22 protein-coding genes are annotated in these 25,989 nt (G+C 65.6%); 6 read left to right on the top strand and 16 right to left on the bottom strand.

Features of this window, described 5'->3' with window-relative positions; translation table 11 throughout:
• Positions 1–52: 52 nt before the first annotated feature.
• On the bottom strand, positions 53–1,030 hold the full coding sequence (locus KUV74_RS16825; RefSeq protein WP_045993315.1) for a TAXI family TRAP transporter solute-binding subunit: 978 nt from the start codon (positions 1,028–1,030) through the stop codon (positions 53–55).
• A gap of 188 nt (positions 1,031–1,218) precedes the next feature.
• Positions 1,219–2,283 (bottom strand): tartrate dehydrogenase, encoded by a 1,065-nt coding sequence (locus tag KUV74_RS16820; RefSeq protein WP_045993316.1) that lies wholly within the window; start codon positions 2,281–2,283, stop codon positions 1,219–1,221.
• A 124-nt stretch (positions 2,284–2,407) separates the two neighbouring features.
• Here KUV74_RS16820 and KUV74_RS16815 point away from each other — a divergent pair, with 124 nt between their 5' ends.
• Positions 2,408–3,310 (top strand): LysR family transcriptional regulator, encoded by a 903-nt coding sequence (locus KUV74_RS16815; protein ID WP_045993317.1) that lies wholly within the window; start codon positions 2,408–2,410, stop codon positions 3,308–3,310.
• Positions 3,311–3,330: 20 nt separating this feature from the next.
• Here KUV74_RS16815 and KUV74_RS16810 read toward each other — a convergent pair whose 3' ends face one another.
• Positions 3,331–4,506 carry an NAD(P)/FAD-dependent oxidoreductase gene (locus KUV74_RS16810; protein WP_222516917.1) on the bottom strand — a complete coding sequence of 392 codons (1,176 nt, stop codon included), beginning with the start codon at positions 4,504–4,506 and terminating at the stop codon, positions 3,331–3,333.
• 435 nt (positions 4,507–4,941) lie between these two features.
• Between KUV74_RS16810 and KUV74_RS16805 the strand changes: the two genes are divergently transcribed.
• Together KUV74_RS16805 and KUV74_RS16800 are read left to right on the top strand one after the other, a co-directional pair.
• On the top strand, positions 4,942–6,066 hold the full coding sequence (locus KUV74_RS16805; protein WP_045993319.1) for an efflux RND transporter periplasmic adaptor subunit: 1,125 nt from the start codon (positions 4,942–4,944) through the stop codon (positions 6,064–6,066).
• On the top strand, positions 6,066–9,179 hold the full coding sequence (locus KUV74_RS16800) for an efflux RND transporter permease subunit (protein ID WP_222516916.1): 3,114 nt from the start codon (positions 6,066–6,068) through the stop codon (positions 9,177–9,179). Before KUV74_RS16805 ends, KUV74_RS16800 begins: the two co-directional genes overlap by 1 nt.
• A gap of 24 nt (positions 9,180–9,203) precedes the next feature.
• Here the strand turns inward: KUV74_RS16800 and KUV74_RS16795 are convergent, their stop codons facing one another.
• The 5 genes from KUV74_RS16795 to KUV74_RS16775 form a co-directional block, all read right to left on the bottom strand.
• Complete coding sequence (locus KUV74_RS16795) at positions 9,204–10,211, bottom strand: ArsA family ATPase (RefSeq protein ID WP_222516915.1); 1,008 nt, start codon at positions 10,209–10,211, stop codon at positions 9,204–9,206.
• Between the two features lie 165 nt (positions 10,212–10,376).
• Positions 10,377–10,643, bottom strand: a complete 267-nt coding sequence (locus KUV74_RS16790) for a cory-CC-star protein (RefSeq protein WP_045993347.1) — start codon at positions 10,641–10,643, stop codon at positions 10,377–10,379.
• 17 nt (positions 10,644–10,660) lie between these two features.
• Complete coding sequence (locus KUV74_RS16785) at positions 10,661–12,334, bottom strand: carbon starvation protein A (RefSeq protein WP_222516914.1); 1,674 nt, start codon at positions 12,332–12,334, stop codon at positions 10,661–10,663.
• A 172-nt stretch (positions 12,335–12,506) separates the two neighbouring features.
• The gene (locus KUV74_RS16780; protein ID WP_222516913.1) at positions 12,507–12,998 is read right to left on the bottom strand and encodes a VOC family protein; all 492 of its coding nucleotides are present in this window, start codon (positions 12,996–12,998) and stop codon (positions 12,507–12,509) included.
• Positions 12,999–13,257: 259 nt separating this feature from the next.
• Positions 13,258–13,782 carry a hypothetical protein gene (locus tag KUV74_RS16775; RefSeq protein WP_213230607.1) on the bottom strand — a complete coding sequence of 175 codons (525 nt, stop codon included), beginning with the start codon at positions 13,780–13,782 and terminating at the stop codon, positions 13,258–13,260.
• 281 nt (positions 13,783–14,063) lie between these two features.
• Between KUV74_RS16775 and KUV74_RS16770 the strand changes: the two genes are divergently transcribed.
• The gene (locus KUV74_RS16770; RefSeq protein WP_045993324.1) at positions 14,064–14,495 is read left to right on the top strand and encodes an STAS/SEC14 domain-containing protein; all 432 of its coding nucleotides are present in this window, start codon (positions 14,064–14,066) and stop codon (positions 14,493–14,495) included.
• A 21-nt stretch (positions 14,496–14,516) separates the two neighbouring features.
• On the opposite strand, the gene KUV74_RS16765 is transcribed toward KUV74_RS16770, so the two are convergent.
• The 7 genes from KUV74_RS16765 to KUV74_RS16735 form a co-directional block, all read right to left on the bottom strand.
• Complete coding sequence (locus KUV74_RS16765; RefSeq protein ID WP_108132597.1) at positions 14,517–15,755, bottom strand: alpha-hydroxy acid oxidase; 1,239 nt, start codon at positions 15,753–15,755, stop codon at positions 14,517–14,519.
• On the bottom strand, positions 15,752–16,774 hold the full coding sequence (locus KUV74_RS16760) for a 2-hydroxyacid dehydrogenase (protein ID WP_222516912.1): 1,023 nt from the start codon (positions 16,772–16,774) through the stop codon (positions 15,752–15,754). The genes KUV74_RS16765 and KUV74_RS16760 overlap by 4 nt, the downstream gene beginning before the upstream one ends.
• Positions 16,767–17,708, bottom strand: coding sequence for a dihydrodipicolinate synthase family protein (locus KUV74_RS16755; protein WP_261395532.1), 942 nt, complete (start codon positions 17,706–17,708; stop codon positions 16,767–16,769). Before KUV74_RS16755 ends, KUV74_RS16760 begins: the two co-directional genes overlap by 8 nt.
• 76 nt (positions 17,709–17,784) lie before the next feature.
• Positions 17,785–18,906 (bottom strand): mandelate racemase/muconate lactonizing enzyme family protein, encoded by a 1,122-nt coding sequence (locus tag KUV74_RS16750; protein WP_222516911.1) that lies wholly within the window; start codon positions 18,904–18,906, stop codon positions 17,785–17,787.
• A 99-nt stretch (positions 18,907–19,005) separates the two neighbouring features.
• Complete coding sequence (locus KUV74_RS16745; protein ID WP_045993329.1) at positions 19,006–20,514, bottom strand: tripartite tricarboxylate transporter permease; 1,509 nt, start codon at positions 20,512–20,514, stop codon at positions 19,006–19,008.
• Between the two features lie 79 nt (positions 20,515–20,593).
• Complete coding sequence (locus KUV74_RS16740; protein WP_222516910.1) at positions 20,594–21,112, bottom strand: tripartite tricarboxylate transporter TctB family protein; 519 nt, start codon at positions 21,110–21,112, stop codon at positions 20,594–20,596.
• 57 nt (positions 21,113–21,169) lie between these two features.
• Positions 21,170–22,141 carry a tripartite tricarboxylate transporter substrate binding protein gene (locus KUV74_RS16735; RefSeq protein WP_045993331.1) on the bottom strand — a complete coding sequence of 324 codons (972 nt, stop codon included), beginning with the start codon at positions 22,139–22,141 and terminating at the stop codon, positions 21,170–21,172.
• Positions 22,142–22,472: 331 nt separating this feature from the next.
• On the opposite strand from KUV74_RS16735, the gene KUV74_RS16730 reads away from it, so the two are divergent.
• Together KUV74_RS16730 and KUV74_RS16725 are read left to right on the top strand one after the other, a co-directional pair.
• On the top strand, positions 22,473–24,227 hold the full coding sequence (locus KUV74_RS16730) for an IlvD/Edd family dehydratase (RefSeq protein WP_222516909.1): 1,755 nt from the start codon (positions 22,473–22,475) through the stop codon (positions 24,225–24,227).
• A 107-nt stretch (positions 24,228–24,334) separates the two neighbouring features.
• Positions 24,335–25,027 carry a GntR family transcriptional regulator gene (locus tag KUV74_RS16725; protein WP_108447591.1) on the top strand — a complete coding sequence of 231 codons (693 nt, stop codon included), beginning with the start codon at positions 24,335–24,337 and terminating at the stop codon, positions 25,025–25,027.
• Between the two features lie 136 nt (positions 25,028–25,163).
• On the opposite strand, the gene KUV74_RS16720 is transcribed toward KUV74_RS16725, so the two are convergent.
• Complete coding sequence (locus tag KUV74_RS16720; protein ID WP_045993333.1) at positions 25,164–25,841, bottom strand: GntR family transcriptional regulator; 678 nt, start codon at positions 25,839–25,841, stop codon at positions 25,164–25,166.
• Positions 25,842–25,989 lie beyond the last annotated feature (148 nt).

Genomic DNA, 25,989 nt, shown 5'->3' with positions numbered 1-25,989 from the left:
GGCTCACGAGCTTCAAGGGCCGACCGTCTCAGACGGCCGGCGCCATAGCACTTCAGCCTTCCAGATCGTCCGGGATGTCGTAGCCGTTCTCCTCGAACCAGCGCACGGCGCCCGGATGCCAGGGCATGAAGCTGTTCTGGGAGAAGTTTTCCGGCAGCGTCTCCTTGGCCGAGCCATGGACCTTGAGCATGCGCTCATGCTCTTCCATCACGGCCTTGGTGACCTCGTAGACCAGTCCCTCCGGCATGTCCTTGTGGGTGATGGCGAAGTTCCAGATCGACACCGCCGGTGTCGGCTCGTCCAGCGACTGATAGGCGCTGGCCGGGATCGACGAGGCGCTGAGTGCCGGGAAGTCCTCGAGGAACTGCTCACTCTCCTCCGGCGAGAACGAGAAGATGTTGACGTCGGCCTGGGCTTCCAGCTGACTGAACGCCGATACCGGAATCCCCGAGGCGAAGGCGAACGCATCGAGCAGGCCATCCTGGACCTGACCGGCCTGGTCGGCAGCGCCGCCGTTGCGGGTATCTGCCTCGATCCCGAGCTTGTCGAAGATCTGCGGGAAATACAGATCGCCGGTACCACCGGCCGGCCCGATACCGACGGTCTTGCCGTCGAGGTCATCGATGGAGTCGATGCCCGAGTCCTCGAGCGCGATCACCTGCAGCGCCGTCTGGTACATCGGGAAGACTGCGCGCACGTCGGTGTGCTCGACCCCCGGAGCCAGCTTGCTGTTGCCCTGCCAGGCCTGGTAGGCCGGTCCCATGGTGACCATGCCGAACTCGTGCTCGCCCATCTGCACCATGGTGACGTTCTGTACCGGGCCACCGGTGACCTCGGCGCCGAACGAGATGCCGGTGCGCTCACCGACCAGGTTGCCCCAGCCGCTGCCGTAGATGTAGTAGGTGGCGCCCTGGCTACCGGTGCCGATGGTGACACTCTGGGGCCAGTCACTCTGGTCGTCGGCGGCCATGCTCGGACTCGCCGCCACCGCGGCGATCACTGCACTGAAAAGAAGGGTTTGGGATTTCATGGCGTTGCTCCTTGGCGTTGTGATTGTTACTGCCAAGCCTCTCGATGGGCTCGTGGAGCGGGGAGTCTCTGCTCGAAAGCCGAGCCTCCCCGAATCCCGCGTCGGTGTTTCGGCATCGATGCCATCCGACGGGGACAAGGTCATCGCCTCCTGCCCGCAGGGGGCAGGAAACGACGGGGATCTCAGACTCAGCCCTGGGCCTCGATGTCGGCGCAGATGGCCGCCGTCACGTCGCGGGTCATGGCGTCGCCGCCCAAGTCCTTGGTCTGCATGCCGGACTCGGTCAGGCGCTCGATGGCTGCCATCAGGCGCTCGGCGGCGGTGTTCTCGCCGAGGTATTCGAGCATCATCGCCGCGGTCCAGAACGAGCCCACCGGATTGGCGATCCCCTGGCCCGCGATATCGAAGGCAGAGCCATGGATCGGCTCGAACATGGAGGGGAAGCTGCGCTCGGGGTTGAGGTTGGCGGTAGGCGCAATACCCAGGCTGCCGGAAAGCGCTGCCGCAAGATCCGAGAGGATGTCGGCGTGCAGGTTGGTGGCGACCACCACATCCAGGGTCTCGGGCTTGAGCACCATGCGGGTGGTCACCGCATCGACCAGCTCACGATCGATCTCGACCTCGGGGAAGTCCTTGGCCACCTCGAAGAACACCTCGTCCCACAGCACCATGCCGTGACGCTGGGCGTTGGACTTGGTCACCAGGGTCAGCTTCTTGCGCGGGCGGCTCTGGGCCATCTCGAAGGCAAAGCGATGGATCCGCTCGATGCCCTTGCGCGAGAAGATGGAAAGCTCGGTGCCGATCTCGTCGGGCAGCCCCTGGTGCACGCGCCCGCCGTTGCCGGAGTATTCACCCTCGCTGTTCTCGCGGATGATCACCCAGTCGATCTTGTCGGCGCCCTCGAGACGACTCTTCACGCCCGGCAGCACCCGCGCCGGGCGCACATTGGCGTACTGATCGAAGCCCTGGCAGATGGCCAGGCGCAGATCCCACAGCGACACGTGGTCGGGCACGTCCTGGCTGCCCACGGCGCCAAAGTAGATGGCGTCGAACTTCGCGAGCTTCGCGAGGCCACCCTCGGGGATGTACTCGCCCTGTTCCAGATAGCGCTTCGAGCTCCAGTCGAAGTCCTCGAATTCGAAGTTGAAGTCGCCGCTCTTCTTGGCCAGCGCCTCGATGACCTGCTTGCCTGCCTCGATGACCTCAAGGCCGATACCGTCACCGGGAATCACCGCCACCTTATGCGTTCTCATCTGCTGTCACCTCACTGAAGATTCTGTAAACCGGAGGTCTTGCCGGGTTCACGAAGGCTAGGTGACAGGGACAATTGGCGGCAATAGACTGGCGGTTGAAGCTACCATGACGCCTGGGTTAACCATGAAATCGCTTGCCGACCTCGAATTCTTTGTCATCCTGTGTGAAGCGGGCAGCCTGTCGCGCACCGCAAAGGATCTCGACATCACCCCGGCTGCTGCCAGCAAGCGCTTGGCAAATCTGGAAAAATCCCTGGACACCCAGCTTTTTTACCGCACCCCGAGAGCTATGAGTCTGACCCCGGACGGGGTCGTCATGTTGCGCTACGCGAAGCGCATGCTGGCCGACATGGAAGCGCTTCACCATGCACTAAAGGTGAACGCCGACGAAGCCTCGGGACAGATAAGAATCAACGCCCCCTTCGGATTCGGTCGACGTCATATTGCTCCTTTCGTCGCATCTTTCGTCGAACAATTCCCCGATATCGACTGTCAGCTTCACCTCTCGGATCACCCGCTTAATCTGGTGGCAAATGCCTTCGATATCGGTATCCGATTCGGCACCCTTCCCGACTCGGGACTGCATGCCAGAAAGATCGCCTCCCACCGACGTCTGCTTTGTGCATCACCCGAATATCTGAAGAACCACGGGCATCCCGACACCCCGGAAGCATTGAGCGAACACAACTGCATCGTGCTCAGACAGAACGAGGACACCTACGGCAACTGGCGCTTCACCCGGGGAGAGCGTCACCATCAGGTCAAGGTCCGTGGCAACCTGTCGGCCAACGACGGCGAGAGCGTGCTGACCTGGGCCATTCGCGGCCACGGCATCGCCGTGCGCGCCGAGTGGGACGTGCACGAACATCTGGAGCAGGGACGCCTGGTACGGGTGCTGCCGGACTACCAGCTACCCAACGCCGACATCTACGCGGTCTACCCCTACGCCGATCACCTGCCGATCCGCATCCGCCGCTTTATCGACCATCTGGTCAGCGAGATGGAGGCCTTGCCGTCGCACGAGTAGGCAGGGGGGGGACGAAGCGTCTACACCGACTGGCCGCAGGCCACGGCCGACGCCCAGGCCCACTGGAAGTTGTAGCCGCCGAGTTCGCCGGTGACATCGAGCACCTCGCCGATAAAGCGAAGCTGGGGCAGGCCCTGGACTTCGAAGGTCTTCGACGAGATGGCGTCGACGCAGACGCCGCCCATGGTCACCTCGGCGGTGCGCCAGCCTTCGGTGCCGGAGGGCTTGATGCGAAAGCGGTTGAGGAAGTCCGCCCAGGCCGCAAGGCTTGCGTTGGAGCGCTCGGCGAGTACGCCGTCATCGCCCTGCCACTCCACCAGGGACTGCGCCAGGCGCTTGGGGTAGTGCTCGGACAGCCAGGTGGACAGGCGACGCTTGGGGGTATCGCGGCGGGCCTGACACAGCGCCTCGAAGGCGTCCTTGCCGGGCATCAGGTCGATCTCGAGGTCGTCGCCGGGCTGCCAGTAGCTGGAGATCTGCAGCATGGCGGGACCGGACAGCCCACGGTGGGTAAACAGCAAGGGTTCACGATACTCGCCCCCGCGACAGCGGGCGACGACGTCGGTGGACACCCCGGCAAGCGCCGCCGCCCGCTCCTTCCACTGCGAAGTGAGGGTAAAGGGCACCAGCGCCGCCCGGGTATCGGTGACCTCCAGGCCGAACTGACGGGCGATATCGTAGCCAAAACCGGTGGCGCCCATGCTGGGGATCGACAGCCCACCGGTGGCGACGACCACTGCACCGGCATCGATGCGCCCGGCGGAGGTGGCCAGGCGCATGCCCTCGCCCTGGCGTTCGATGCGCTCGACACTGGTCTTCAGGCGTAGCTCGACGCCGGCCCAGTCGCATTCGGTCAGCAGCACCTGGAGCAGGTCCTTGGCGGAGTCGGCGCAGAACAACTGTCCCGGCGCCTTCTCGACGTACTCGAGGCCGTGGCGTTCGACCAGCTCGACGAAGTGCTCGGGGCGATAGCGCTTGAGCGCCGAGATGCAGAAGTGGGGATTGGCGGAGAAGAAGTTGGCCGGGGTCGTCGCCATATTGGTGAAGTTGCAGCGCCCCCCGCCGGACATCAGGATCTTCTTGCCCGGCTTGTTGGCGTGATCGATCACCAGCACCGAGCGTCCGGCGTAGCCCGCCGTCAGCGCACACATCAGACCGGCGGCTCCGGCACCAATCACTACCACGTCAACCTTCATGGATCCTTCCCCTCACCGCCCGTTGTTAGCATCACGCCCTGGCGCCCTCGTCGGCCGCGCCTCACCCTGGGCTGGTCGCCATGTGCAAGCGCGCTGCCGAAACCCTTGGCGCAACAAAAGCCCGCCATACTAGCAGAGCCGTCCACTCGATTCGCCCTGAAACACCGTGGCATGCAACGGCCTGTTGTTACTCGGCGAACGACTTGCGAAAAGATTGTGCAACCCGCACCTTGCTCAAGCCAGCGAGGCCATGTCTCAGGCATGCTGTCGCTATCCTCGGACACTTGTGTACGACCATCGTATCCGATCGTTTACGCTGTGCGTCGGCCACGCCTTGAGCGCCGTCCACCGTAGAATGCCCAACGCAGGAAGCTTGCCATGCCGTCAGTTCGTTGCCCCAGGACCCTATCGCATCGCACGTCGAGACCAGGGAGGATGGGGGTTCGCCTGGCCCTGGCTCTGGTGTTGGCCCCGGTGCTGGCGGGTGTGGTGTCGCCCAGCCTGGCGCAGCAGCGCGGTGCCGGCACCCAGGGGCCTCCCCCCACCCCGGTGATCGCCGCCGAGGTGACCCAGGAGGCCTGGTCCGATCCGCTGGAGTCGCTGGGGACGCTGTCGGCCAACGAGAGCGTGACCCTGTCGGCCACGGTGACCGACACCGTCTCGGCGCTCAACTTCGAGGGCGGCGAAGAGGTCAGCCAAGGCGATGTGCTGGTGGAGCTGTCCGACATCGAGGAACGCGCCGCCCTGCGCGAGGCCCAGGCACTGCGCACCGAGCGACAGAACGCGGTCAATCGCTTCGCTCAGCTCGAAAGCCGCAATCTGGCGCCCCGCGCCGACGTCGAGGACAGCCGTGCCCAGCTTCAGCAGGTGGACGCGACCATCGCCGGGCTCGAGGCGATGCTCGAGAACTACCGGGTCAAGGCGCCCTTCGACGGCGTGGTCGGGGTACGCGATATCAGCGTCGGCACCCTGGTCACCCCGGGCACCGAGCTGACCACCCTGGACGACGTCTCCCACATGAAGCTCGACTTCGACGTGCCCGAGGTCCAGCTCGGTTCGCTGTCACGGGGGCTCACGCTTACCGCCACCACCGCGGCCTACCCGGACCGGGTGTTCGAGGGAGAGATCGCCACCATCGACTCGCGCATCGACCCGATCAGCCGCAGCATCTCGGTGCGTGCCCTGCTCGACAACGAAGAAAGGCTGCTGCGTCCCGGCATGCTGATGCGGGTGACCATCGCCAGGAGCCCGCGTCAGGCGCTGGTGATTCCCGAGTCCGCGCTGGTCCCGGAAGGCCAGCGCCAGCGGGTCTGGGTACTGACCACGCGTGAGCCGACGTCGACCGAGGCCGGTGAGGTGGTCCGCCGGGATATCGAGGTAGGCTCGCGGCGCGAAGGCGACGTGGAAGTCGTCAAGGGACTCGAGGCCGGCGAGCTGGTGGTCACCCACGGCAATGACCGCCTGCATGAAGCCTCCCGGATCACGCTGATCGGCATCGAGGACGAGACCACCAGCGTCAGCGACATCCTGCTCGAGCAGCGCCAGGGAGACGACACCTGATGCGCCTGTCCGACGTTTCCGTCCAGCGCCCGGTGCTGGCCACCGTGCTCGCCGCCCTGATCGTCGCCTTCGGCCTGCTGGCGCTGACCCGTCTGCCGCTGCAGGAATACCCGACCATCGATCCGCCCATCGTCAGCATCCGCACCGCTTACCCCGGGGCGTCCGCCGACGTGGTCGAGACCCGTATCACCCAGGTACTGGAAGAGCGCATCGCCGGCATCGCCGGCATCGAGGTGATCTCCTCCACCTCCACCGACGGCAGCTCCAATATCAACGTCGAGTTCAGCCTGTCCACCGACATCGACGCCGCCGCCAATGACATGCGCGACCGTATTTCCGGCGCCGCCGACAATCTGCCGGACGAAGCCGACCCGCCGGAGGTGCGCAAGGAGGACACCAGCTCCGAGGTGGTGATGTGGCTGATGCTGTCCGGCGAGGGCTATACCACGGCGGAGCTGACCGACTACGCCGAGCGCTACCTGGTGGACAGCTTCTCGGTGCAGGAAGGCGTTTCCGGGGTGTTCGTCGGCGGCGCCAAGGAATACGCCATGCGGGTGTGGCTCGACAATGACGCCCTGGCCGCCCGCGGCCTGACCGTCAGCGACGTGGAGTCCGCACTCAGGGCTGAAAACGTCGAGCTGCCCGGCGGCGCGGTGGAGTCACAGGATCGTCAGTTCATGGTGCGCCTGCCACGAAGCTTCTCGACCCCCGAGGACTTCCGCGCCCTGGTGCTCGATCGCGGCGACGGCGGCTATCTGGTGCGGCTGGCCGACGTGGCCCGGGTGGAACTCGGCACCGTGGAGGAGCGCTCGCTGTTTCGCGGCAACGGCCAGACGGTGGTGGGCCTTGGCATGGTCAAGCAGTCCACCGCCAACGTCATGGCGCTGTCCAAGGCGGTGCGCGCCGAAATGCAACGGCTGTCCCCTCGCCTGCCGGACGGCATGAGCCTGTCACTCAACTACGACGCCTCCACCTTCGTGTCCGGCGCCATTCGCGAGGTGGTCAGCACCCTGTTGATCGCCATCGGCCTGGTGGTGGTGGCGATCTTCGTGTTCCTCGGTAACCTGCGCACCACCCTGGTGCCGGCGGTCACCGTACCGGTCACCCTGATCGGCACCTTCGCCGCCCTGGCGGCCATGGGCTTCACCATCAACCTGCTGACCCTGCTGGCGCTGGTGCTGGCCATCGGCCTGGTGGTGGACGACGCCATCGTGGTACTGGAAAACATCCATCGACGCATGCACCTGTACGGCGAGACGCCGCTGGTGGCGGCCTTCCGCGGCGCCCGCCAGCTGGCCTTCGCGGTTATCGCCACCAGCCTTGTGCTGATCGCGGTGTTCGTGCCCCTGAGCTTTATCCAGGGCGACGTCGGCAAGCTGTTCACCGAGTTTGCCCTGACCCTGTCGGCGGCGGTGGCCATCTCCACCCTGCTGGCGCTGACCCTGACACCGATGATGGCTTCCAAGATCCTGTCGCCGAGCCTTCACGAGGGACGCCTGGCGCACTGGGTCGACCAGGGGCTGAACTGGGCCCAGGGCGTCTACCGGGCTTGCCTGGAGGTCGTGCTCAAGGCGCGCTGGCTGGTGGTAGCCTGCTTTGTGGCGATGCTGGCCGGGATCGCCTGGCTGTATCCTCAACTGCCGGCCGAGTACACCCCGCGGGAAGACCGCGGCACCTTCTTCGTCATCATCAGCGGCCCGCCCGGCGCCACCTTCTCCTATATGGAGGACTACATGGACGAGGTCGAGGCACGGCTGTTGCCCCTGCGCGAGACCGGCGAGGTCGAACGGGTGCTGATCATCGCTCCCCAGGGGCGCGGCAACACCGAGAACTTCAACTCCGGTTTCACCATCGTCGGCCTGTCGGACTGGGCCGAGCGTCGACCCGCCTGGCCGATCATGAACGAGGTGCGCCAGTCACTGGCCGACCTGCCCGGCATCCGCGCCTTCCCGGTGATGCGCCAGGGCTTCGGCGGCGGCACCGAACAGGGCGTGCAGTTCGTGCTTGGCGGGGGCAGCTACGAGCAGCTGGTGACCTGGCGCGACGCCCTGATGGACCATATTCGCCAGACCAATCCGAGACTGTTGAACCTCGAGAGCGACTACGAGGAAAACCAGCCCCAGCTCAACGTCAATATCGACTACACCCGCGCCGCGGATCTCGGCGTCACCGTCAGCGAGATCGGCCGCACCCTGGAGACACTGCTGGGTGGCCGCACCGTGACCCGCTTCACCGACCAGGGCGAAGAATACGACGTCATCCTCGAAGGCGAGCGCGGCTCCACCCCCACGCCGAGTTCCCTGGACAACGTGCGGGTACGCTCGGACCGCACCGGTGAGCTGATCCCGCTGTCTAGCCTGGTCACCGTCGAGGCCTTCGCCGGGCCCAGCCAGCTCAACCGCTACAACCGCCTGCGCGCGATCACCCTGCAGGCCGATCTGGCCGACGGCTACTCCATGGGCGAAGCGCTGGACTACCTCGAGAACGCCGTCAGTGAGGTGCTGCCGGCGGGCGTGCAGACCGACGTCAAGGGCGCGGCCCGGGACTATCGCGAGTCCACCGGCGCCACCACCTTCCTGCTGGTACTCGGCACCCTGGTGGTCTTCCTGGTGCTGGCGGCCCAGTTCGAGAGCTTCGTCCATCCGCTGGTGATCATGCTGACGGTGCCCCTGGCCATCGGCGGCGCCCTGCTCGGCCTGTGGCTGACCGGTCAGTCGCTGAATATCTATAGCCAGGTGGGCCTGGTCATGCTGGTGGGCCTCGCCGCCAAGAACGGCATCCTGATCGTCGAGTTCGCCAACCAGCTCAGGGACGAAGGCACCGAGTTCCGCGAGGCGCTGATGCGTGCAGCCATGACCCGCCTGCGTCCCATCGTGATGACCTCGGTCACCACCATCGCCGGCAGCGTGCCCTTGATCCTGTCCAGCGGCGCCGGCGCCGAGACGCGCATCGTCATCGGCACCGTGATCTTCACCGGCGTCGCCGCCGCCACCTTCTTTACGCTGTTCGTGGTACCGGTGGCCTACGATCTGATGGCACGGCGCACCGGCTCGCCCGGCGACGTGGCGCGCAAGCTGGAGCGAGAGATGGAACAGTCGCCGGACGCCCACTGAACCGTTGTCCTGGAAACCAGCGTTCTAAAAACCTGCGTTCTCCAGGCAGTCGGCCAGGGTCTCCAGCGCCGGGACACCCTGGACGTCGGTGGCGAGCCAGGGCACCCGCGGACGCGGCAGGTGGGCGAAGGTCGCATCGATACGCGCAAGGTAGGTCTCTTCCTGCACGCGACGGGCGGCAAGAAAGCCGCCGTCCGCCTCTACCGGCAGTACGCGGTTGACCAGGGTGGCGGCAACGGGAATCCCCGCCTCTTCCAGTGACGCCACGGCACGGGCGGTCTCGAGGATCGGCAGGCGCTCCGGCGTCAGCACGAACAGGAAGCCATTGTGACTTGCGTCCTGGATGCGCCGGCGGGCCTGGTGAAACAGCCGTCGTCGCGCCAGCAGGGTCTCGGCGATATCCCGGGTGCGCGGGTCCTGATCCCGGGACGCTGCCTCGTCTTCCGACTCGAACGGCGAGGTCACGTCGCGCCGAGAGCCAGGCGTCAGATGGGCCAGCACCTTGCCCAGATGCTCGGACTTGCGGCTATGGGCGAGCAAGCCGTCGGTCCAGGCGGCCATGGCCTCGGGCAGGCTCAACAAGCGCAGGGTATGACCGGTGGGCGCGGTGTCGAACAGCACCAGATCGTAGGGCAGGCTGTCGTCGGTCATCAGTCGCGACAGCCGCTCCAGCAGCGCCGCCTCCTGGGTCCCCGGCGACTGCCGCGACAGGCGCATCTGACGTTCCAGCTCATCCATCATGGCAGGCGCCGCATAGCGCCGCATCTGGGCGGTTACCCGCGCCAGATGCGCCTCGACCTCGCGATCAGGATCGATCTCCATGGCGTCCAGGCCGGACAATAGCCGCCGCGGGGTATCCCCGAGTTCACTGGCAAAGACGTCGCCCAGGCTATGGGCGGGGTCGGTGGAGGCCACCAGCACGCGCTTGCCTCGGCGTGCCGCCAGCACGCCCAGCGCCGCCGACATCGAGGTCTTGCCGACGCCGCCCTTGCCGCCGACCCACAGTCGGCGACGATCCAGCAGTTCCTTCATGGTCTTCCCTTGTCCATTCTGGTCCCTTGTCAGCCCAGCCCTTGTCAGCCCTGCCCTTGTCAGCCCTGTCCTTGTCAGCCCGGTACAGCGTTACCCCCTGTCCAGCGCACGCTCGGTCCCGGCAATTGTTGCTAGAGGGTGTCGTGATCGTCCTCCGCCCCCGGTTCAACAGCAGCGGAAGTCGTCCAGCGGCGAGCGCTCCATGCCCATGCGCTGGTGCCAGTCATGGAACCGTTCCATCAACAGTGGCTGAAGCTCCAGAGTGTAGTAGCCCACCGGATTGGGCATGCCCATCAGCTCCGAGAACACCAGCAGCATGAACAGGTCGTCCTCGTCGCGCCGGGCGCGGGCGATGGCGCCGCGATACGGCGCCGAGTAAGACTCCTCGGCGAAGTGGCGCGCCGACGACAACCAGCGACGCCACTTGGCCAGACCCTCGTCGTGATCGCTCACGGCGCCTCCCCGCGCACTTCATGACGCAGCCGCTTGAGCGCCGAGGCGCACTCCATCGCCACCAGCACCGAGGCGATCAGCACCACGATATCGAGCGCCAGCAGGAAGTAGTTGCCTGCGACGAAGAAGCTCTTGAGCTGGGCCAGCAGCGCCAGCACCGTGACGATCAGCAGGAACACCAGGGGAATCAGGGTGCAATAGACCGGGCGATGGTTGCGCATCAGCATCACCGTGACCACCAGCAGGGTCAGGCCGGCCAGCAGCTGGTTGGTAGTGCCGAACAGCGGCCAGATGATCAGGCCACCGGAACCGTCTGCCCCGGCACCGAAGGCCAGCACCAGGCACGACAGCACCGCCAGCAGGGTCGCCACCGCCGGCTTCTTCATCCACGGCTGGTCGTAGATCTCACCCCACTCCTGGAAGATGTAGCGCTGCAGGCGCAGGCCGGTATCCATGGTGGTGCCGGCAAACAGTGCCGCCATCACCGTGAGCAGGGTCGCGGCGGTGGCCTGGGGCAGACCGATGCCGTTGTGGATGATGAAGGCACCGCCCTCGACGAAGGCGTTGACCCCGCCCTTGCCGAAAGCGTCGTACATGGCCTGCCAGTCGCCGAGGGTGGCGAAGCCTGCGGTGGCTGCCAGGATCGACCCCAGCGCCAGCATGCCCTCGCCCACCGCGCCGAAGTAGCCGACGAAGCGCACGTCGGTCTCGCGATCCAGCTGCTTGGAGGTGGTGCCGGAAGACACCAGACCATGGAAACCGGAAATCGCGCCGCAGGCGATGGTCACGAACAACAGCGGGAACAGCGACGGCGTGCCCTCGGGCACATCGCTGTTGAAGCCAGGCGCAACAATGTCCGGGTTCAACAGCGCCAGGGCGCCGTAAAGGATGATCAGGCCGATGAACAGCTGCAGGCCGTTGATGTAGTCGCGCGGCTGCAGCAGCATCCACACCGGCAGCAGCGAGGCGATGGCGGCATAGCCGAACAGCAGGAGGATCCACACCGCCTGACCGGACAGCACGCCGACCTCGGTGGGCATCTGGATCGGCACCGCCGGCCCGATGCCGATCAGCGCGTAGAGCGCCACCACACCGATCACCGATACCAGGCCAAGGCCGATGATCCGGCGATAGATCAACTGACCGATGACCAGCGCCACCAGGATGGCGCCCCACACCGGGATGACAGCCGAGGGGAACTTCATCATCAGGCCGGCGATCACCACGGCAAAGACCGCGTTGACCATCAGCAGCAGCAGGAAGATCACGATCATGAAGATGCTGCGGGCACGGGTGCCGACCACTTCCCCGGTGAGCGCGCCCACCGACTTGGCCTTGTTGCGCACGCTGGCCCAGATCGCGCCGGCGTCATGGACCCCGGCGAAGAAGATGGTGCCGAAGATGACCCACAAGAAGGCCGGTACCCAGCCCCAGATGACCGCGATGGCCGGGCCGACGATCGGTGCCGCTCCGGCCACCGAGGTGAAGTGGTGGCCCCACAGCACGTAGCGGTTGGTCGGCACGAAGTCGACGCCATCTTCGAACTCGTGGGCGGGGGTGACGAAGTCCCTGGACAGCTTCAACACCTTCTCGGCGATGAACTTCGAGTAGATGAAGTACCCGAGGGCCATGGCGGCCAACCCCAGGACCAACACGATGACTGCACTCATGAGCGACTCCCTTGCGGCAGGTTATTGGTAACGGCCTTGCGTCGAGGGTCCCTTCCTGAAAGCACAGCACCCGTAGCCACCAGGCTCTCCTCGACGTCCTATCCCCTGCTTAACAGCTTTGTTTTTATTGGAAAAACAGCATCCTGGATATCCGCCAGAATGTGGACCGAGATCAACTATCTTTGCTGGATCTGGCGTTGCTGGACCTGGCTCTGCTGGACCTGGCCTGGGGTTCGCCCGGTCCAGGCCAGAAGAAGGGATTGTGGGCCACCTCCCAGAGGTGCCCGTCGGGGTCGGCAAAGTAGCCTGAGTAGCCGCCCCAGAAGGCCTTCTGCCCAGGCTTGAGCAAATTGCCGCCCGCTCGTCTGGCCTGGAGCAGCACCGCGTCCACCTCATCGGGGTCCTCGGCCATGTAGGCCAGGGCCACGCCACGAAAGCCCTCGCCACCGGCGTTGACCATCAGGTCATCGGCCAGATCGTGCCAGCCGTACAAGGCAAGCCAGGTCCCCTGCAGCGAAAAGAAGGCGATCCTGGGGGCGCTGTCCTCCAGGCGTGGCCAGCCAAGCCCCTGTTGATAGAAGTCGATGGCCCGTTCGAGCGAGTGAACACCGAGGGTGACCATTCCGATACGCGGCTTGGGCGCGCGGGGTTCGACCTTTGCCATCTGGCCCTCCTGACGCTTTGGCGTACGACAGCTATTGCTGAGAGCCTAGACGGGAAAACTCTGATGCTGGAGATACAAAAAACCCGCCGTGTCGAAACGACACAGCGGGTATCAAGGTGGTTAAGCTTTTTCGTCGGCGGCGTAGGCGATCGTCAGGTGTCGTGATCCACTGACGGTGATGAGATCACCGACATGCCTGGGCATGGCCCGAATTGTCGACGAGCGCAGGTGCTTGCCGCGCAAGCCTTCCGCTTTATCCTTAGCCTTCGACAACCAGCTTATAGTCCAGGGTCGGATTCAGCGGGCAGGAGTAGACGTATTCACCGGGTTCCAGGCTGACGGCGAAATCCCCGGTCTGGCCGGTGCCGAGGCCGCCGCCGGATACGCTGGGTAGCCGAGCGCGGTTGAGCAGGCCGTCGCCACGCAGCCAGAAACCCAGGTCATAGGGCACGCCCTCGTTCTTGACCCGGAACACATAGTCTCCGGCGGGCACTTTCAGCACCCTGGCCTCTGCCAGCCGCGCCTCACCGGTGTCGTCGTTGAAGGCCTCGCAGTCAGCCTTGCTCTGCGGGTGAATGCCGTGATCGGTGCCGTTCTCGCTTTCCAGGAACTGACAGCCGACCTGGGTCAACTCGATGACGGTTGCCTGACCGGATGACGTGTCGGCTGCCTGGGCTTGCTGTGAATGGGCCGGCGCGACCCAGCCCAGTGCCCCCACCAGGCCGAAGGCCAAGGCCCAGCTCGCCCACCCCACCGTCTGGCCTTTCTCTCCATCCGCTTGCATGTTCGCCACCCTCCTTTGCATGATGATGCCTGGTCTGGTCATGGCGCCGACATTGCTGTGTTCACACCTGTATCTATCGCTACGTTCGAAGCAAGGTCGGGGCCTACCTGTCGTTGTCGCTATCGTTACGTCAGGCCTTACGACCGAGTGCAAGGACGGCAAAGCGTTGGCGTCGAACACGGAAGATCGGCCGCCATGGATGCCACAGCGACTATGCTGAGAAAATCCCGTCACGCTGCATCGCGACGTGAGTCCCGCCGTCCCCGACAAGGAGATTCAAGATGCTCGAGCAGATTCCCCACCCGGCCGAACACGTGGTCGCTATCCGCGCCGGCGGTACCGTGACCGCGCAGGAACTCCAGCAAGCCATCGATCTGATCGAAATGACCAAGAAGCGCTGCCCCAAGGTCAGCCTGGTGGCGGAACTCGACAACCTGCGCTGGATGACCCTGACCGCGCTGCTGCGTGACCTGGGCTATGGACTAACCCAGATCGGCGAGCTTGACCACTACCATCGCGCCGCGGTGATCACCGACAAGGAGTGGATCAAGCACATCGCCCATCTCGAGGACAAGCTGGTCAGGAAGATCGAGATCCGCACCTTCTCCCACAAGGAACACAGCGCGGCCATGGAGTGGGTGGCCGAACTGCCCGAAGCAGCCACCGATGACGCCGATGAAGAGCCCGAGCAAAAGGGCTACCACGGGGCCTGACGCACATCAGGCGCGAGCGGCTCAGTCGGATGCCTTGTCGCCGGTCTCGACGCCTGCCCCGACACCCGTATCGGCGGCTGTCGTGGCACCCGCCGTGCCACCTTCCCTGCGGCGTAGCAGGTGGGGGCCGAGCTGGTCGATGGCGGTTACCCCGAGCAGCGCCATGTTGCGCTCGATCTCCTCGCTCATCAGACGAATGGCGTGGGCGACCCCCGCCCCTCCGGCGACGCTCGCCGCATAGTTGAAGGGCCGGCCGACGAACACGAAGTCGGCCCCCAGCGCCAGCGCCTTGAGCACCTGGCCGCCGCGGCGAAAGCCGCCATCGATCATCACCGGAACCTTGCCCTCCACCGCCTTCACCACCTCGGGCAGCATGGTCATAGGCGCCACCGTAGCGTCGAGCTGGCGACCGCCGTGGTTGGACACGATCAGACCGTCGGCGCCCGCCTCGCAGGCCCGGCGTGCGTCGTCGGGATGCAGGATCCCCTTGACCACCAGCTGGCCGGGAAAGCGCGAGCGCACGTGCTCGAGGGTCGACCAGTCAAGATGACGCCGGCCGGCGAAGTCGCGCGCGGCGTGCTTCGCCAGCACCGGCACCCCGCGCGTCGCCGCGTTGTTCTCGAAGTGGGGAACGCCATGACGCAGCAGGGTGCGCAGGAAGGTGCCGGTGAGCCAGCGAGGGCGAGTCAGTCCATCCCAGGCCAGCCGCGCGCTCGGCTTCAAGGGGCTCGAAAAGCCCGAGCGACGATGGTTTTCCGGGTTGGGCGGCACCGGGTAGTCGACGGTGATGACCAGACGCTTGTAGCCGGCCTGGATGACCCGTTCAAGCAGGGCGTCGATGCCCTCCAGGGTGCCGGGCAGGTAGGCCTGGAACCAGTCCGCACCGGTGGCCTCGGCGAGTTCTTCCATGGGTATCAACGAGGAGGCGCTGACGATCATCGGGATCTCGGCACGCTGGGCCTGTTCTGCCAGCACCATGTCGCCCCGGTAGGCGGTCAGCGCGCTGATGCCCATGGGGGCGATACCGAAGGGCTGCGAAAACCGCTGCCCCAGCAGCTCCACCTCGGTGGAAATCGACGACACATTGACCAGCGCCCGGGGCAGCCAGTGCACTTCATTGAAGGCCTCGCGACCAGCCCTTGCCGTCTCGCCCTCCTCGGCCACGCTGGCGACATAGCCGAACAGGGGCCGCGGCAGGTGGCGACGCGCCGCCCGCTCGAAGTCGTCCAGACTCAGGATGCGCTCGAGACGTCGCTTCATGATGCCCTCCCTGCTCGCCAGGACGCCTGGTTGACGGCGTTGACCGGGCCTTCGCCGACCAGCGCGCCGATCAGGTTGTCCACCGCGCGCCGCGCCATGGCCGCACGGGTCTCGTGGGTGGCCGAACCGATATGCGGCAGCACCACCACATTGTCCATGCGCGCGAGCGGTGAGTCGGCGTCCAGCGGCTCCCGGGTGAAGACGTCGAGCCCGGCGGCGCGGATGGTGCCCTGTTCCAGCGCCTCGATCAGTGCCGTCTCGTCGACGACCTTGCCCCGGGCGATGTTGATCAGCGCGGCGGAGGGCTTCATCCGGGCAAGGGCGTCGGCGTCGATCAGGTGATGGGTGTCATCGCTGTAGGGCACCGCCAGACAGACGATGTCGGCACGCCCGAGCAGCTCGTCCAGGGAGCAGTGTTCGGCGCCGAGGTGTTGCTCGAGCTCAGGCTTCGGTGCCCGCGCGGTGTACAGCACCGACATGCCGAAGCCCAGCGCGCCGCGCCTGGCGATCGCCGCGCCGATACGCCCGGCGCCGACGATACCCAGTGTCTTGCCGTGCACGTCGTGACCAAACTGGTCGGGCCCGACATGAGACGTCCAGCGCCCTTCCCGCACCATGCAGGACAGCTCCACCAGCCGCCGCTGGGTCGCCATGATCAGGGCAAAGGCGGTATCTGCGGTGGTCTCGGTGAGCACGTCCGGGGTATTGCACAGCAGGATGCCCCGACGATTCATCGCCTCGAGCGGCAGTTGGTCATAGCCGACCGAGATGGTCGACACCACCTCGAGATGAGGCGAGCGCTCGAGCATCGCCTCATCGAGTTCGAGCTTGCCGCCGATCAGACCGTGGGCGCTGGCCATCGCTGCCTCGAAGGCCTCGCGATTGCCCTCGTTCAGATCCTCGAAATAGTCCACCTGCCCCACCTCGTTCAAGGCCGCGAGTTCCTCCTCGCCCAGCCGCCTCAGGGCGACGATACGAGGCGCCTTACCACGATCGCGGGCAGCGGGTGCTTTATCCATGTTGTTCCTCCTTGAGTCCCGGCATGGCGAAGTCTCGCTCTTCCAGCGCCGCGATCAGCTCCTGGCGACGCCCTGACGCCAGTTCAATCAAGGGCGGGCGTAGCGTCGCCCAGGACGCCTGTCCCGAAAAATGTGCGGTAGCCGCCTTCATCGCCGGTATCAGCGGGTAGTGCTCGAACAGATCGCGCATGGCGTTCAACCCTGCCTGGCGTTCATCGGCTTCGGCTGTCTGCCAGTCGGCGGCGAGCCCGGCGATGGCCGCCGGATTGACGTTGGCGGTGGCACTGATGCAGCCCGCTCCCCCGCCGCGCAGCGTATCCAGCAGAAAACGCTCGCTGCCGGCGTACACCGCAAAGCCGTTGGCGCCGAAGGCGTCGATCAGTGCCTGGGTGTTGGCGAAGTCGCCACCGCTGTCCTTGATCCCCGCGACCAGCTCGGGGAAGGCCTCGCGCAGCCGTGCGATCAGCTCGATCGACAGCGGCACCTGGGCCACCGGCGGAATATGGTAGAGATACAGCCGCAGGCGCGCATCGCCTACCCGCTCGATGACCTCGGAATAGTAGCGATAGAGGCCCTCGTCGCTGACGCCCTTGTAGTAGAACGGCGGCAGCATCAGCACTCCGGCCGCGCCCATGGCCACCGCGTCGCGGGTCAGCGCAACCGTATCGTCGATGGCGCAGTGGCCGGTGCCCGGCATCAGCCGGGAGGGATCGATGCCCGCCTGTCCCAGCTGTGAGAGCAATTCGCGCTTCTCGCCAAGGGTCAGCGAGTTGGCCTCGGAGTTGGTGCCGAACACCGCGAGTCCGACCCCGTGGGAGTCAAGCCAGCGGCAGTGGGCAACGAAGCGCTCGGTATCGACGGCGAGATCCGACGTGAAGGGGGTGATCACCGGCGACCAGGCGTCGCCGGCATGGGACAGGTTGGTGGCTGTCATGATGCGATTTCCTTAAATGGGGTGGAGCGCTCGATCGGGGTCGGGCGCCGCCCGACCAGCGTCCGATGACGACGGGTCACGACCAGGGCTCGCTGGCGTAGCGCTCCAGCGCCTCGCTGTCGAAGTTGAAGCCAAGGCCCGGGGCGCTCGGCAGCAGCAGGTTGCCGTCGGAGAACTGAAGCTGGGTGTCGATCAGCCGGCGGAAGTTGAGGACCTGGTCATCGGCGAAGAACTCCACCATGCGCGCGTTGGGCGCCGAGGCCACCAGGTGCACGTGCAGGTCATGGAACCAGTGGGGATAGACCTCGACCCCGTAGCTCGACGCCGTGGCGGTGATGCGGCGAAACTCGGTGATGCCCCCGCACACCGCGGCGTCGGTCTGCAGGATCATCGCCGCCTCCTTGTCCAGCAGCTCCTTGAAGCGCCAGCGTCCGGCCTCGATCTCGCCGGTGGCCACCGGCACCGGGGTACGCTCGGCCAGACGGCGGTGGTTGTCGATGTCGTCGGGGCTGAACGGCTCCTCGATCCAGAACGGCGAGTACGCTTCGGCCATGCGCATGAACTCGAGCGCAGATGGCAGGTCGCGCCAGGCGTTGTTGGCATCCATCATCACCGCCACATGGGGGCCGACCGCCTCGCGCACCGCCGCCAGTCGCGCCTCCTCCCCGGCCAGGTCCTCGCGGCCCACCTTCAGCTTCACCGCCTTGAAGCCCTGCGCGACGTAGCCGGCCATTTCCTCGCCCAGCATCTCCGGCGTCTTGCCGTCGAGGTAGTAGCCGCCGCTGGCGTAGGCCGGGACGCTGTCGCTGTCACTCGCCCCCAGGTACTTGTACAGCGGCAGCCCCGCCGCCCGGGCGTTGCGATCCCACAGGGCGGTGTCGAGAATGCTGATGGCCCGCATCACCGAGCCGCAGCGACCATGCAGCAGAGACTCCTGATACATGGCCTGCCACAGGCCTTCGGTGGCGTGGGCGTCGGCCCCCAGCAGTACTGGCCTCAGCAGCTCACGAACCGCCTGTGATACCAGCAGACCGGCATTGTTGCCGCCGTAGCAGAAGCCGATCCCGACCACGCCGTCGTCGCCTTCGACCTCCACCAGGGCGTAGTCGCGCTTGAACACCTGACGATTGGAGAAGCTGGTGGGATGGTCCAGCGGAACACTGATGGTGCGGGCACGGACGTCGCTGATACGCGTCATGGTGGGCTCCTTTCAAGATATTGTTGTGGTTGTCGCTAGCGTGGTTGCAGGCGTGGATGAAGCGCTGTCACCGCTATTGAAGCGGTGACAGCGCCTCGATCAGCCGGTGCGTGCCCCGCGCCGCAACGAGCTTCGCAGCCAGCGGAAGACCGGCGTGGCCTGGAGGATCGACAGCACCGCGATGCCGAGCAGCACCATGGCGATGGGGCTTTCGACGAAGATCATCGGGCTGTTCTGGCCGATCAGCATCGACTGCTGGAAGCTGGTTTCCATCACCGGCCCCAGGATCAGACCGATGACCATCGGCGCCGGTGAGATGCCGGCCTTGTTCATCCAGTAGCCGAACAGGCCGAAGCCGAGCATCAGCCCCACCTCGAACAGACTGTTGTTGATGGCGAAGGCGCCGATCACGCACAGGGTGATGATGGCGCAGGCGACGAAGCTGTCCGGCACCTTGGTCACCCCGACGCACAGCCGGGTGAACATCAGCCCCACCGCCAGCAGGCCGACATTGGCGAAGATCACCGCCCAGATCAGGGTGTAGGTGACGTCGCCATAGTCGGTGAGCAGGTTGGGGCCTGGCAGGATGCCCTGGACCATCAGCGCTCCCAGCAGGATGGCGGTGGACGAGCTGCCGGGAATGCCGAGGGCGATGGTCGGAATCAGTGCGCCGCCGACCACCGCGTTGTTGGCGGCCTCGGGGGCGGCGACGCCGGCGATGTCGCCCTTGCCAAAGCGGCTCTTGTCCTTGGCAAAGCGCTTGGCTTCGTTGTAGGCAAACCAGCTCGCGGTGTCGCCGCCGGTGCCGGGGATCAGGCCGGTGACGATACCGATGCCGCCGGAGCGCAGGATGTTGGGCATCAGCGTGCGCAGCTCTTTCAGCCGCGGCACCAGCCGATCGGTGATCTTGCTGGCCACCTTGTCGCTGTCGTGGGCGTTTTCGATCAGGATCAACGCCTGGGGAATCGAGAACAGCCCGATCAGCGCCACCGTGAATTCGATGCCGGAAAACAGGTTGATGTTGCCGAAGGTCATGCGCGGTGTGCCGGTGATCAGGTCCATGCCCACGGTGCTGAGCAACAGCCCCATGATGCCGGACAGCAACCCGCTGACGATGGAGCCCTGGGACAGCGAGCCGATGATGGTGATGCCCAGCACGGCGATGGCAAACAGCTCCACCGGGCCGAACTTCAACACCAGCACCCCCAGCAACGGTGCGGCGGTCAGCAGGGCGATACCGCTCATCAGGCCGCCAAAGAAGGAGGCGAACAGCGACACCCCCAGCGCCTTGCCCGCCTGCCCCTGCTGGGACAGCGGAAAGCCGTCGAGCACCGTTGCCGCCGCCGAGGGCGTGCCTGGGGTCCGCAGCAGGATGGCGGCGATGGAGCCGCCGTAGGAGGCGCCGACGTACAGCGAGGCCAGCATGCTGAGCCCCGTCGCCGGGTCCATGGTAAAGGTCAGCGGCAACAGCAACGCCAGCGCCATGGTGGCGGACAGCCCCGGCATGGCGCCGACGAACAGCCCCAGCAGGGTGCCGCCGAGGATCAGCGCAATATTGGTGAAGGTGAGCACGTTGCTCAGCCCCACCATCACAAGCGAGTCGTTCATAGGGTCAGGCTCCAGGTTCGCGCGGGTGCAATGACGACCTCAGCGAAGCCGATCGGTGTGGCGAAGCGCACGACAGGACTTAAAACAGCGGTGGCAACAGCGGCACGGGCAGGCCCAGAAAGCCAATGAACACCAGGCAGACCACGGTGATCAGACCGGCGATGCCGATCAGACTGAAGCGCAGCGACACATGGCGCACCAGCCACAGCGACAGGCCCATGAAGACCGCCGTGGCGACCACATAACCGAGCCAGGAGATGCTGTAGATGTAGACGGCGGCGAACACGAACACCGCCATCGCCTTGAGCGGCCTGGCGGGCGGCGCGGGCGGCGCGGGCGCGCTATCGCCCTCGGTGAGTTCGCCCTCGGCCAGCTGACTGCCCTCGAGGGTGGGCGCGGCGCTCGACGAGGCCTGGGCCCGCGCGCGGGAATGCGCGGTCAACTCCTGCACGATCATGGCGATGGCGAATAGCCCCACCACCACCGCGTAGATCAGCGGCATCCGCGCCGCGGCGTCGGGATAGCCCAGCGAGGTGACCCCGAACAGCGTGGCCACCCCCAGGGCGAAAAGGCCAAACAGCAGGCGACTGAGTTTCATCAGTATGACTCCCTCGGTCGCTTGCCGACGGGCCTGGCCCGTCGGCAAGCGCACCGATCAACCGTTGATCTCGTCCTTCACGCTGGCCCAGATCTCCTCGAACTGGCCTTCCATGTCCTCGATCATCTGGCGATAGTCGTCGCCGGTCTGGATATCGAGGTTCATGGCCCGCTCCTCGGCGACCTTCTTGAACTCCTCGTTGGTCTTGAGTGCCTCGAAGGCGTCGATCAGCTGCTGGCGCGCCTCATCGGGGATGCCGGCCGGTGCGCTGTAGCCACGTGAGGAGCCGGCCACCACCTCGATGCCCTTCTCGCTCAGGGTCGGCACGTCGGGCAGCATCGACAGGCGCTCGCGGGCAAACACCGCCAGCGGCCTCAGGCTACCGGACTGAATGTGCCCGTAGACGTTGCCCAGGTTGTTGAAGCTGGCGTCGATCTGCCCGCCCATGGCGGCGGTGGCCGAAGGTCCGTCACCCTGGAACGGCACCTTCTGGAAGCTGATCCCCGAGGCCTGCTCGATCAGGATGGTGGAGAAGAAGTCGTCACCGCCCACGCCGGAGTTGCCCACGGTGATGGTGCCCGGATTCTCTTCGGCGGCGGCCAGGAACTCCTCCACCGTCTCGTAGGGGCTCTCCGCCGGTACCACGATAATGCCTGGGTCGGTCACCACATTGGCGATCGGGGTCAGCTCGTCCACCGAGTAGGTGATGGTGTCGTTCATGATGTAGTTGGTCATCAGCATCGGCGTATTGGTGATGCTGATGGTGGTGCCGTCGGCCTCGGTCTGCTTGGCCAGGCGGGTCCAGGCGATGGCTCCGGTAGCCCCCGGCAGGTACTCGTTGACGAAGTCCACTCCCAGCGACTCGCGCAGGAACGGCTGGGTCAGCTGGGCCAGGGCGTCACTGCCCCCGCCTGCCTTGAATCCCTGCAGCACCTTGATCTCGTCGCCGGCGGAGTACTCCGCCATGGCGGCGCCGGGCAGAAGCAGGGTCGACAGAAGGATGGCGGCGTAAGCTCCACGGTGTTTCATGGCTGCACCTCTTGTGCGGTTGTCGTTGTCTTTATCGTTGTCATGCACTGGTACGTGCGACGGGCGCGGTCATCGCGCCCCTGCTCAGGCGCTGTCTCCGAGCGCTGGGCCCTGTCTCAGGACGCTGGGGCGCTGTCTTGGGGCGCTGAGTCGGGGCGAAGGCGCCGGGCACGTCGTGACTGCCAGATTCAACGTAGTCGCTCGCCAACAAAATTGTCAATAATCTTGTTAACCATCTTTTCTCGTCCTAACCTAGCTAGCGAACCACGACGCAACGCCCTCCTGCGAAGGGGCTGTTCGGCGCCAGCGATAAGGATACGAGGACCGATCGATGAGCCAGGACTCAGACAACAACCACAACAACGCCACCCGGGGCATGTCCAACCGCCTGACCAACTACGGTGACGCCGACTTTTCGCTGTTTCTGCGCAAGGCGTTCATCAAGGGCATGGGCTATACCGACGATGCGCTGTCACGGCCGGTGATCGGCATCGCCAACACCTACAGCGGCTACAACGCCTGTCACGGCAACGTGCCGGGGCTGGTCGAGAGCGTGAAGCGAGGGGTGATGCTGGCCGGCGGGCTGCCGGTGGAGTTCCCCACCATCACCTTGCACGAGTCCTTCGCCCACCCCACCAGCATGTACCTGAGAAACCTGATGGCGCTGGACACCGAGGAGATGATCCGTGCCCAGCCGATGGATGCGGTGGTGGTGATCGGTGGCTGTGACAAGACGGTGCCGGCCCAGCTGATGGCGGCGGCCAGCGCCGATATACCCACCGTCCAGCTGGTCACAGGGCCCATGCTGTCGGGCTCCCATCGCGGCACCCGGGTCGGCGCCTGCACCGACTGCCGTCGCTACTGGGCGGCCTACCGAGGCCAGGACATCGACGACGCCGAGATCAGCGAGGTGAATGACAAGCTGGTGCCTACCGTGGGTACCTGTTCGGTGATGGGCACCGCCAGCACCATGGCCTGCCTGGCCGAGACCCTGGGCATCATGCTGCCCAACAGCGCCACCGCGCCGGCGGTCTACGCCGACCGCCAGCGCATCGCCGAGCAGTCCGGGACCGAGGCGGTACGGCTGGCCCGTGACGGGGTCACGCCCTCCCAGATCCTGACCCCCAAGGCCTTCGAAAATGCCCTGCGGGTGCTGCTGTCACTGGGTGGGTCGACCAACGGTCTAATCCACCTGACCGCCATCGCCGGTCGGCTGGGCATCGACATCGACCTGGACGCCTTCGATCGCATGAGCCGCGAGACGCCGGTGCTGGTCGACCTCAAGCCCTCCGGCGAGGGCTACATGGAGGATCTGCATCGCGCCGGTGGCCTGCCGACGCTGCTGCGAGAGCTGAAGCCGCTGCTGCACCTGGACACCATGACGATCAATGGTCGCACCCTGGGCGAGAACATCGACGCGGCGGTGCATCTGGTCGAGCAGCCGGTGGTGCGCCCACGCTCCCGTCCTGTCTACGCACAAGGCGGTATCGCCGTGCTGCGCGGCAACCTGGCCCCGGCCGGCGCCATCATCAAGCAGTCGGCGGCGTCTGCGGAGCTGATGCAGCATCGCGGACGGGCGGTGGTCTTTCATTCGCTGGAGGATCTGGCGACGCGCATCGACGATCCGGACCTGGACGTCAACGCCGACGACGTCCTGGTGCTGGCCAACATCGGCCCCAAGGGCGCCCCGGGCATGCCCGAGGCCGGATACATTCCGATCCCGAAGAAGCTCGCCACCCAGGGCGTCAAGGACATGGTGCGCATCTCGGACGGACGCATGAGCGGCACCGCCGCCGGCACCATCGTGCTGCACGTATCGCCGGAGGCCGCCGAAGGAGGAACGCTGGGCCTGGTTCGCGACGGCGACATCATCGAACTCGACGTCTCTGCCAACCGTATTTCGCTGGAAGTGGACGAGCAGACCCTGGAGAGCCGCCGCCAGGAGACCACGGCCCCGCCGCGTGAGCAGCCACCGATGCTCGGCTATCGTCGGCTATTCATGGAGCAGATCCTGCAGGCCGACCAGGGCTGTGACTTCAAGGTGTGCCGCCCCGAGCCCCACTGTCGCGTGCCGACCCAGGAGTGAGGAAAGTCATTCGAGCCGATGAAGGCGGTGAGCGCTATTGATAGACTGGAGTCGGCGACGGGACCGTCTCGTCGCCGCTTCACCATCGTGATCGCAGAGGATGCGAGATGAGCCAGGTCAGCGTGCAGGACCCTTCCAACAGCACCCGTCGACCCAGCGCCACCAGCGTGGCGGAGGACATCGTCGGCAGTGTCGAGGAGGACATCGTGCTGGGGCGTCTGCACCCCAGGGAGCGACTGGTCGAGGAGGACCTGATCGAGCGCTTCGACTGCAAGCGCCACGTGGTGCGTCAGGCGCTGTTCCAGCTCGAGAGCATCGGCCTGGTCGAACGCATCAGAAACCGCGGCGCCTTCGTCAAGGCCTACACGCCCGAAGAGGTCGAGCAGCTCTACGCCATGCGTGAGATCCTCGAACTCGCCGGTGTCGACGCCCTGCCACTACCGGCGCCGGAGCAGTGGCTGAGCGAGCTCGAGGACATCCACCAGCGCTACAGCACCGCCGTGGACGCCCATGATCTGCGACGGGTATTCCACCTCAATATCGCCTTTCACCGCACCCTGTTCGCGGCGACCGGCAATCCCTACCTCTACGAGACCATCAACGAGTTCGCCCAGAAGGCCCACGGCATTCGTTTTATCGCCATCGCCGACAGCCACAGCCTGTCCCGGGCGCGCCACGAGCATCAGGCGATGATCGAGGCGATCCGACAGCAGGACCGCCACGCGCTGCGCGAGCTATGCCGTCAGCACCTGCTGCCCTCCAAGAATCGCTACCTCGAGCTGCATCCTTCCAATCGCTAGGCGCTGCCATCCGTCGCAGGCATCCCTTGAAGGCGCCCCTTGCAGGCGCCCCTGGCGACCTCCGGGAACTGACGCGCCATTCGCCTCTTCCAGCGCGTCCTCCAGCGCATCTTCCAGCAGCCGACAGGACGAGCCTTCAGCCTTGCTCGCAGGCGCCCTTGGCGACCTCCCAGGACTGACGGATATGATCTTCGAGAAGGTAGCGGGCATCGTGGATACGCCGGTCCAGCGCCAGCTCGACCAGCTCGCCGTGCTGGGCATCGAGGCGGTCACGAATCTCCGGGTTGCCCGGGGCCAGACGACGATAGCGATCGAACTGATCGTGCAACTGCTCGATGAAGCGTAACAGCCAGTGCGAACCACAGGGCGCCAACAGGGTGCGGTGAAAACGCTGGTGGGCCTGCTCCCACTGTTCGATCTCGCCCTGGGCCTTGTTGGCCCGCGACAGACGATGGCTGGCGGCCAGCAACTGCGACTCCCACTCGGCGTCACCCTCCTGGAAGGCCTGGGTCAGCGCCATGCACTCCAGCTGCATACGTAGCCGAGAGATATCCTCGAGTTCTTCCGCCGACAGCGGCGGCACCCGGAAGCCGCGCTGATTGTGCTGCTCCAGCAGGCCGTAGGCGGCCAACCGGTTGAGCGCCTCCCGCAGCGGGCTCAGCCCCACCTCGTAGCGCTCTTTCAGCGCGCTGATGGCGAGCTTCTCCCCCGCCGCGAAACGCCCACGGATCAGGTCCTGCTTCAGCGCACTGAACACCTGGCTCGCCGCCGTTTCGCCGCTCGCCGCCACCTCGGCTGGTTGGGAATTGATCATGACAACACTCGCAAATAACAGGCTTGCAGAGTACGTCGGCAATTGACGTTCGCCAAGCGCTGGGCCATAGTTTTTCCAAAATATCGATATTAAATACAGTAGACGATATTTCTTACAACGATCGAGATATTTCTTCCACAAGGGTCGA

The organism is Halomonas sp. DP1Y21-3 (assembly GCF_019801245.1).
In the GTDB taxonomy this organism is placed as follows: Bacteria; Pseudomonadota; Gammaproteobacteria; order Pseudomonadales; family Halomonadaceae; genus Halomonas; species Halomonas litopenaei.
This window is presented reverse-complemented; position numbering and strand designations above follow the sequence as displayed.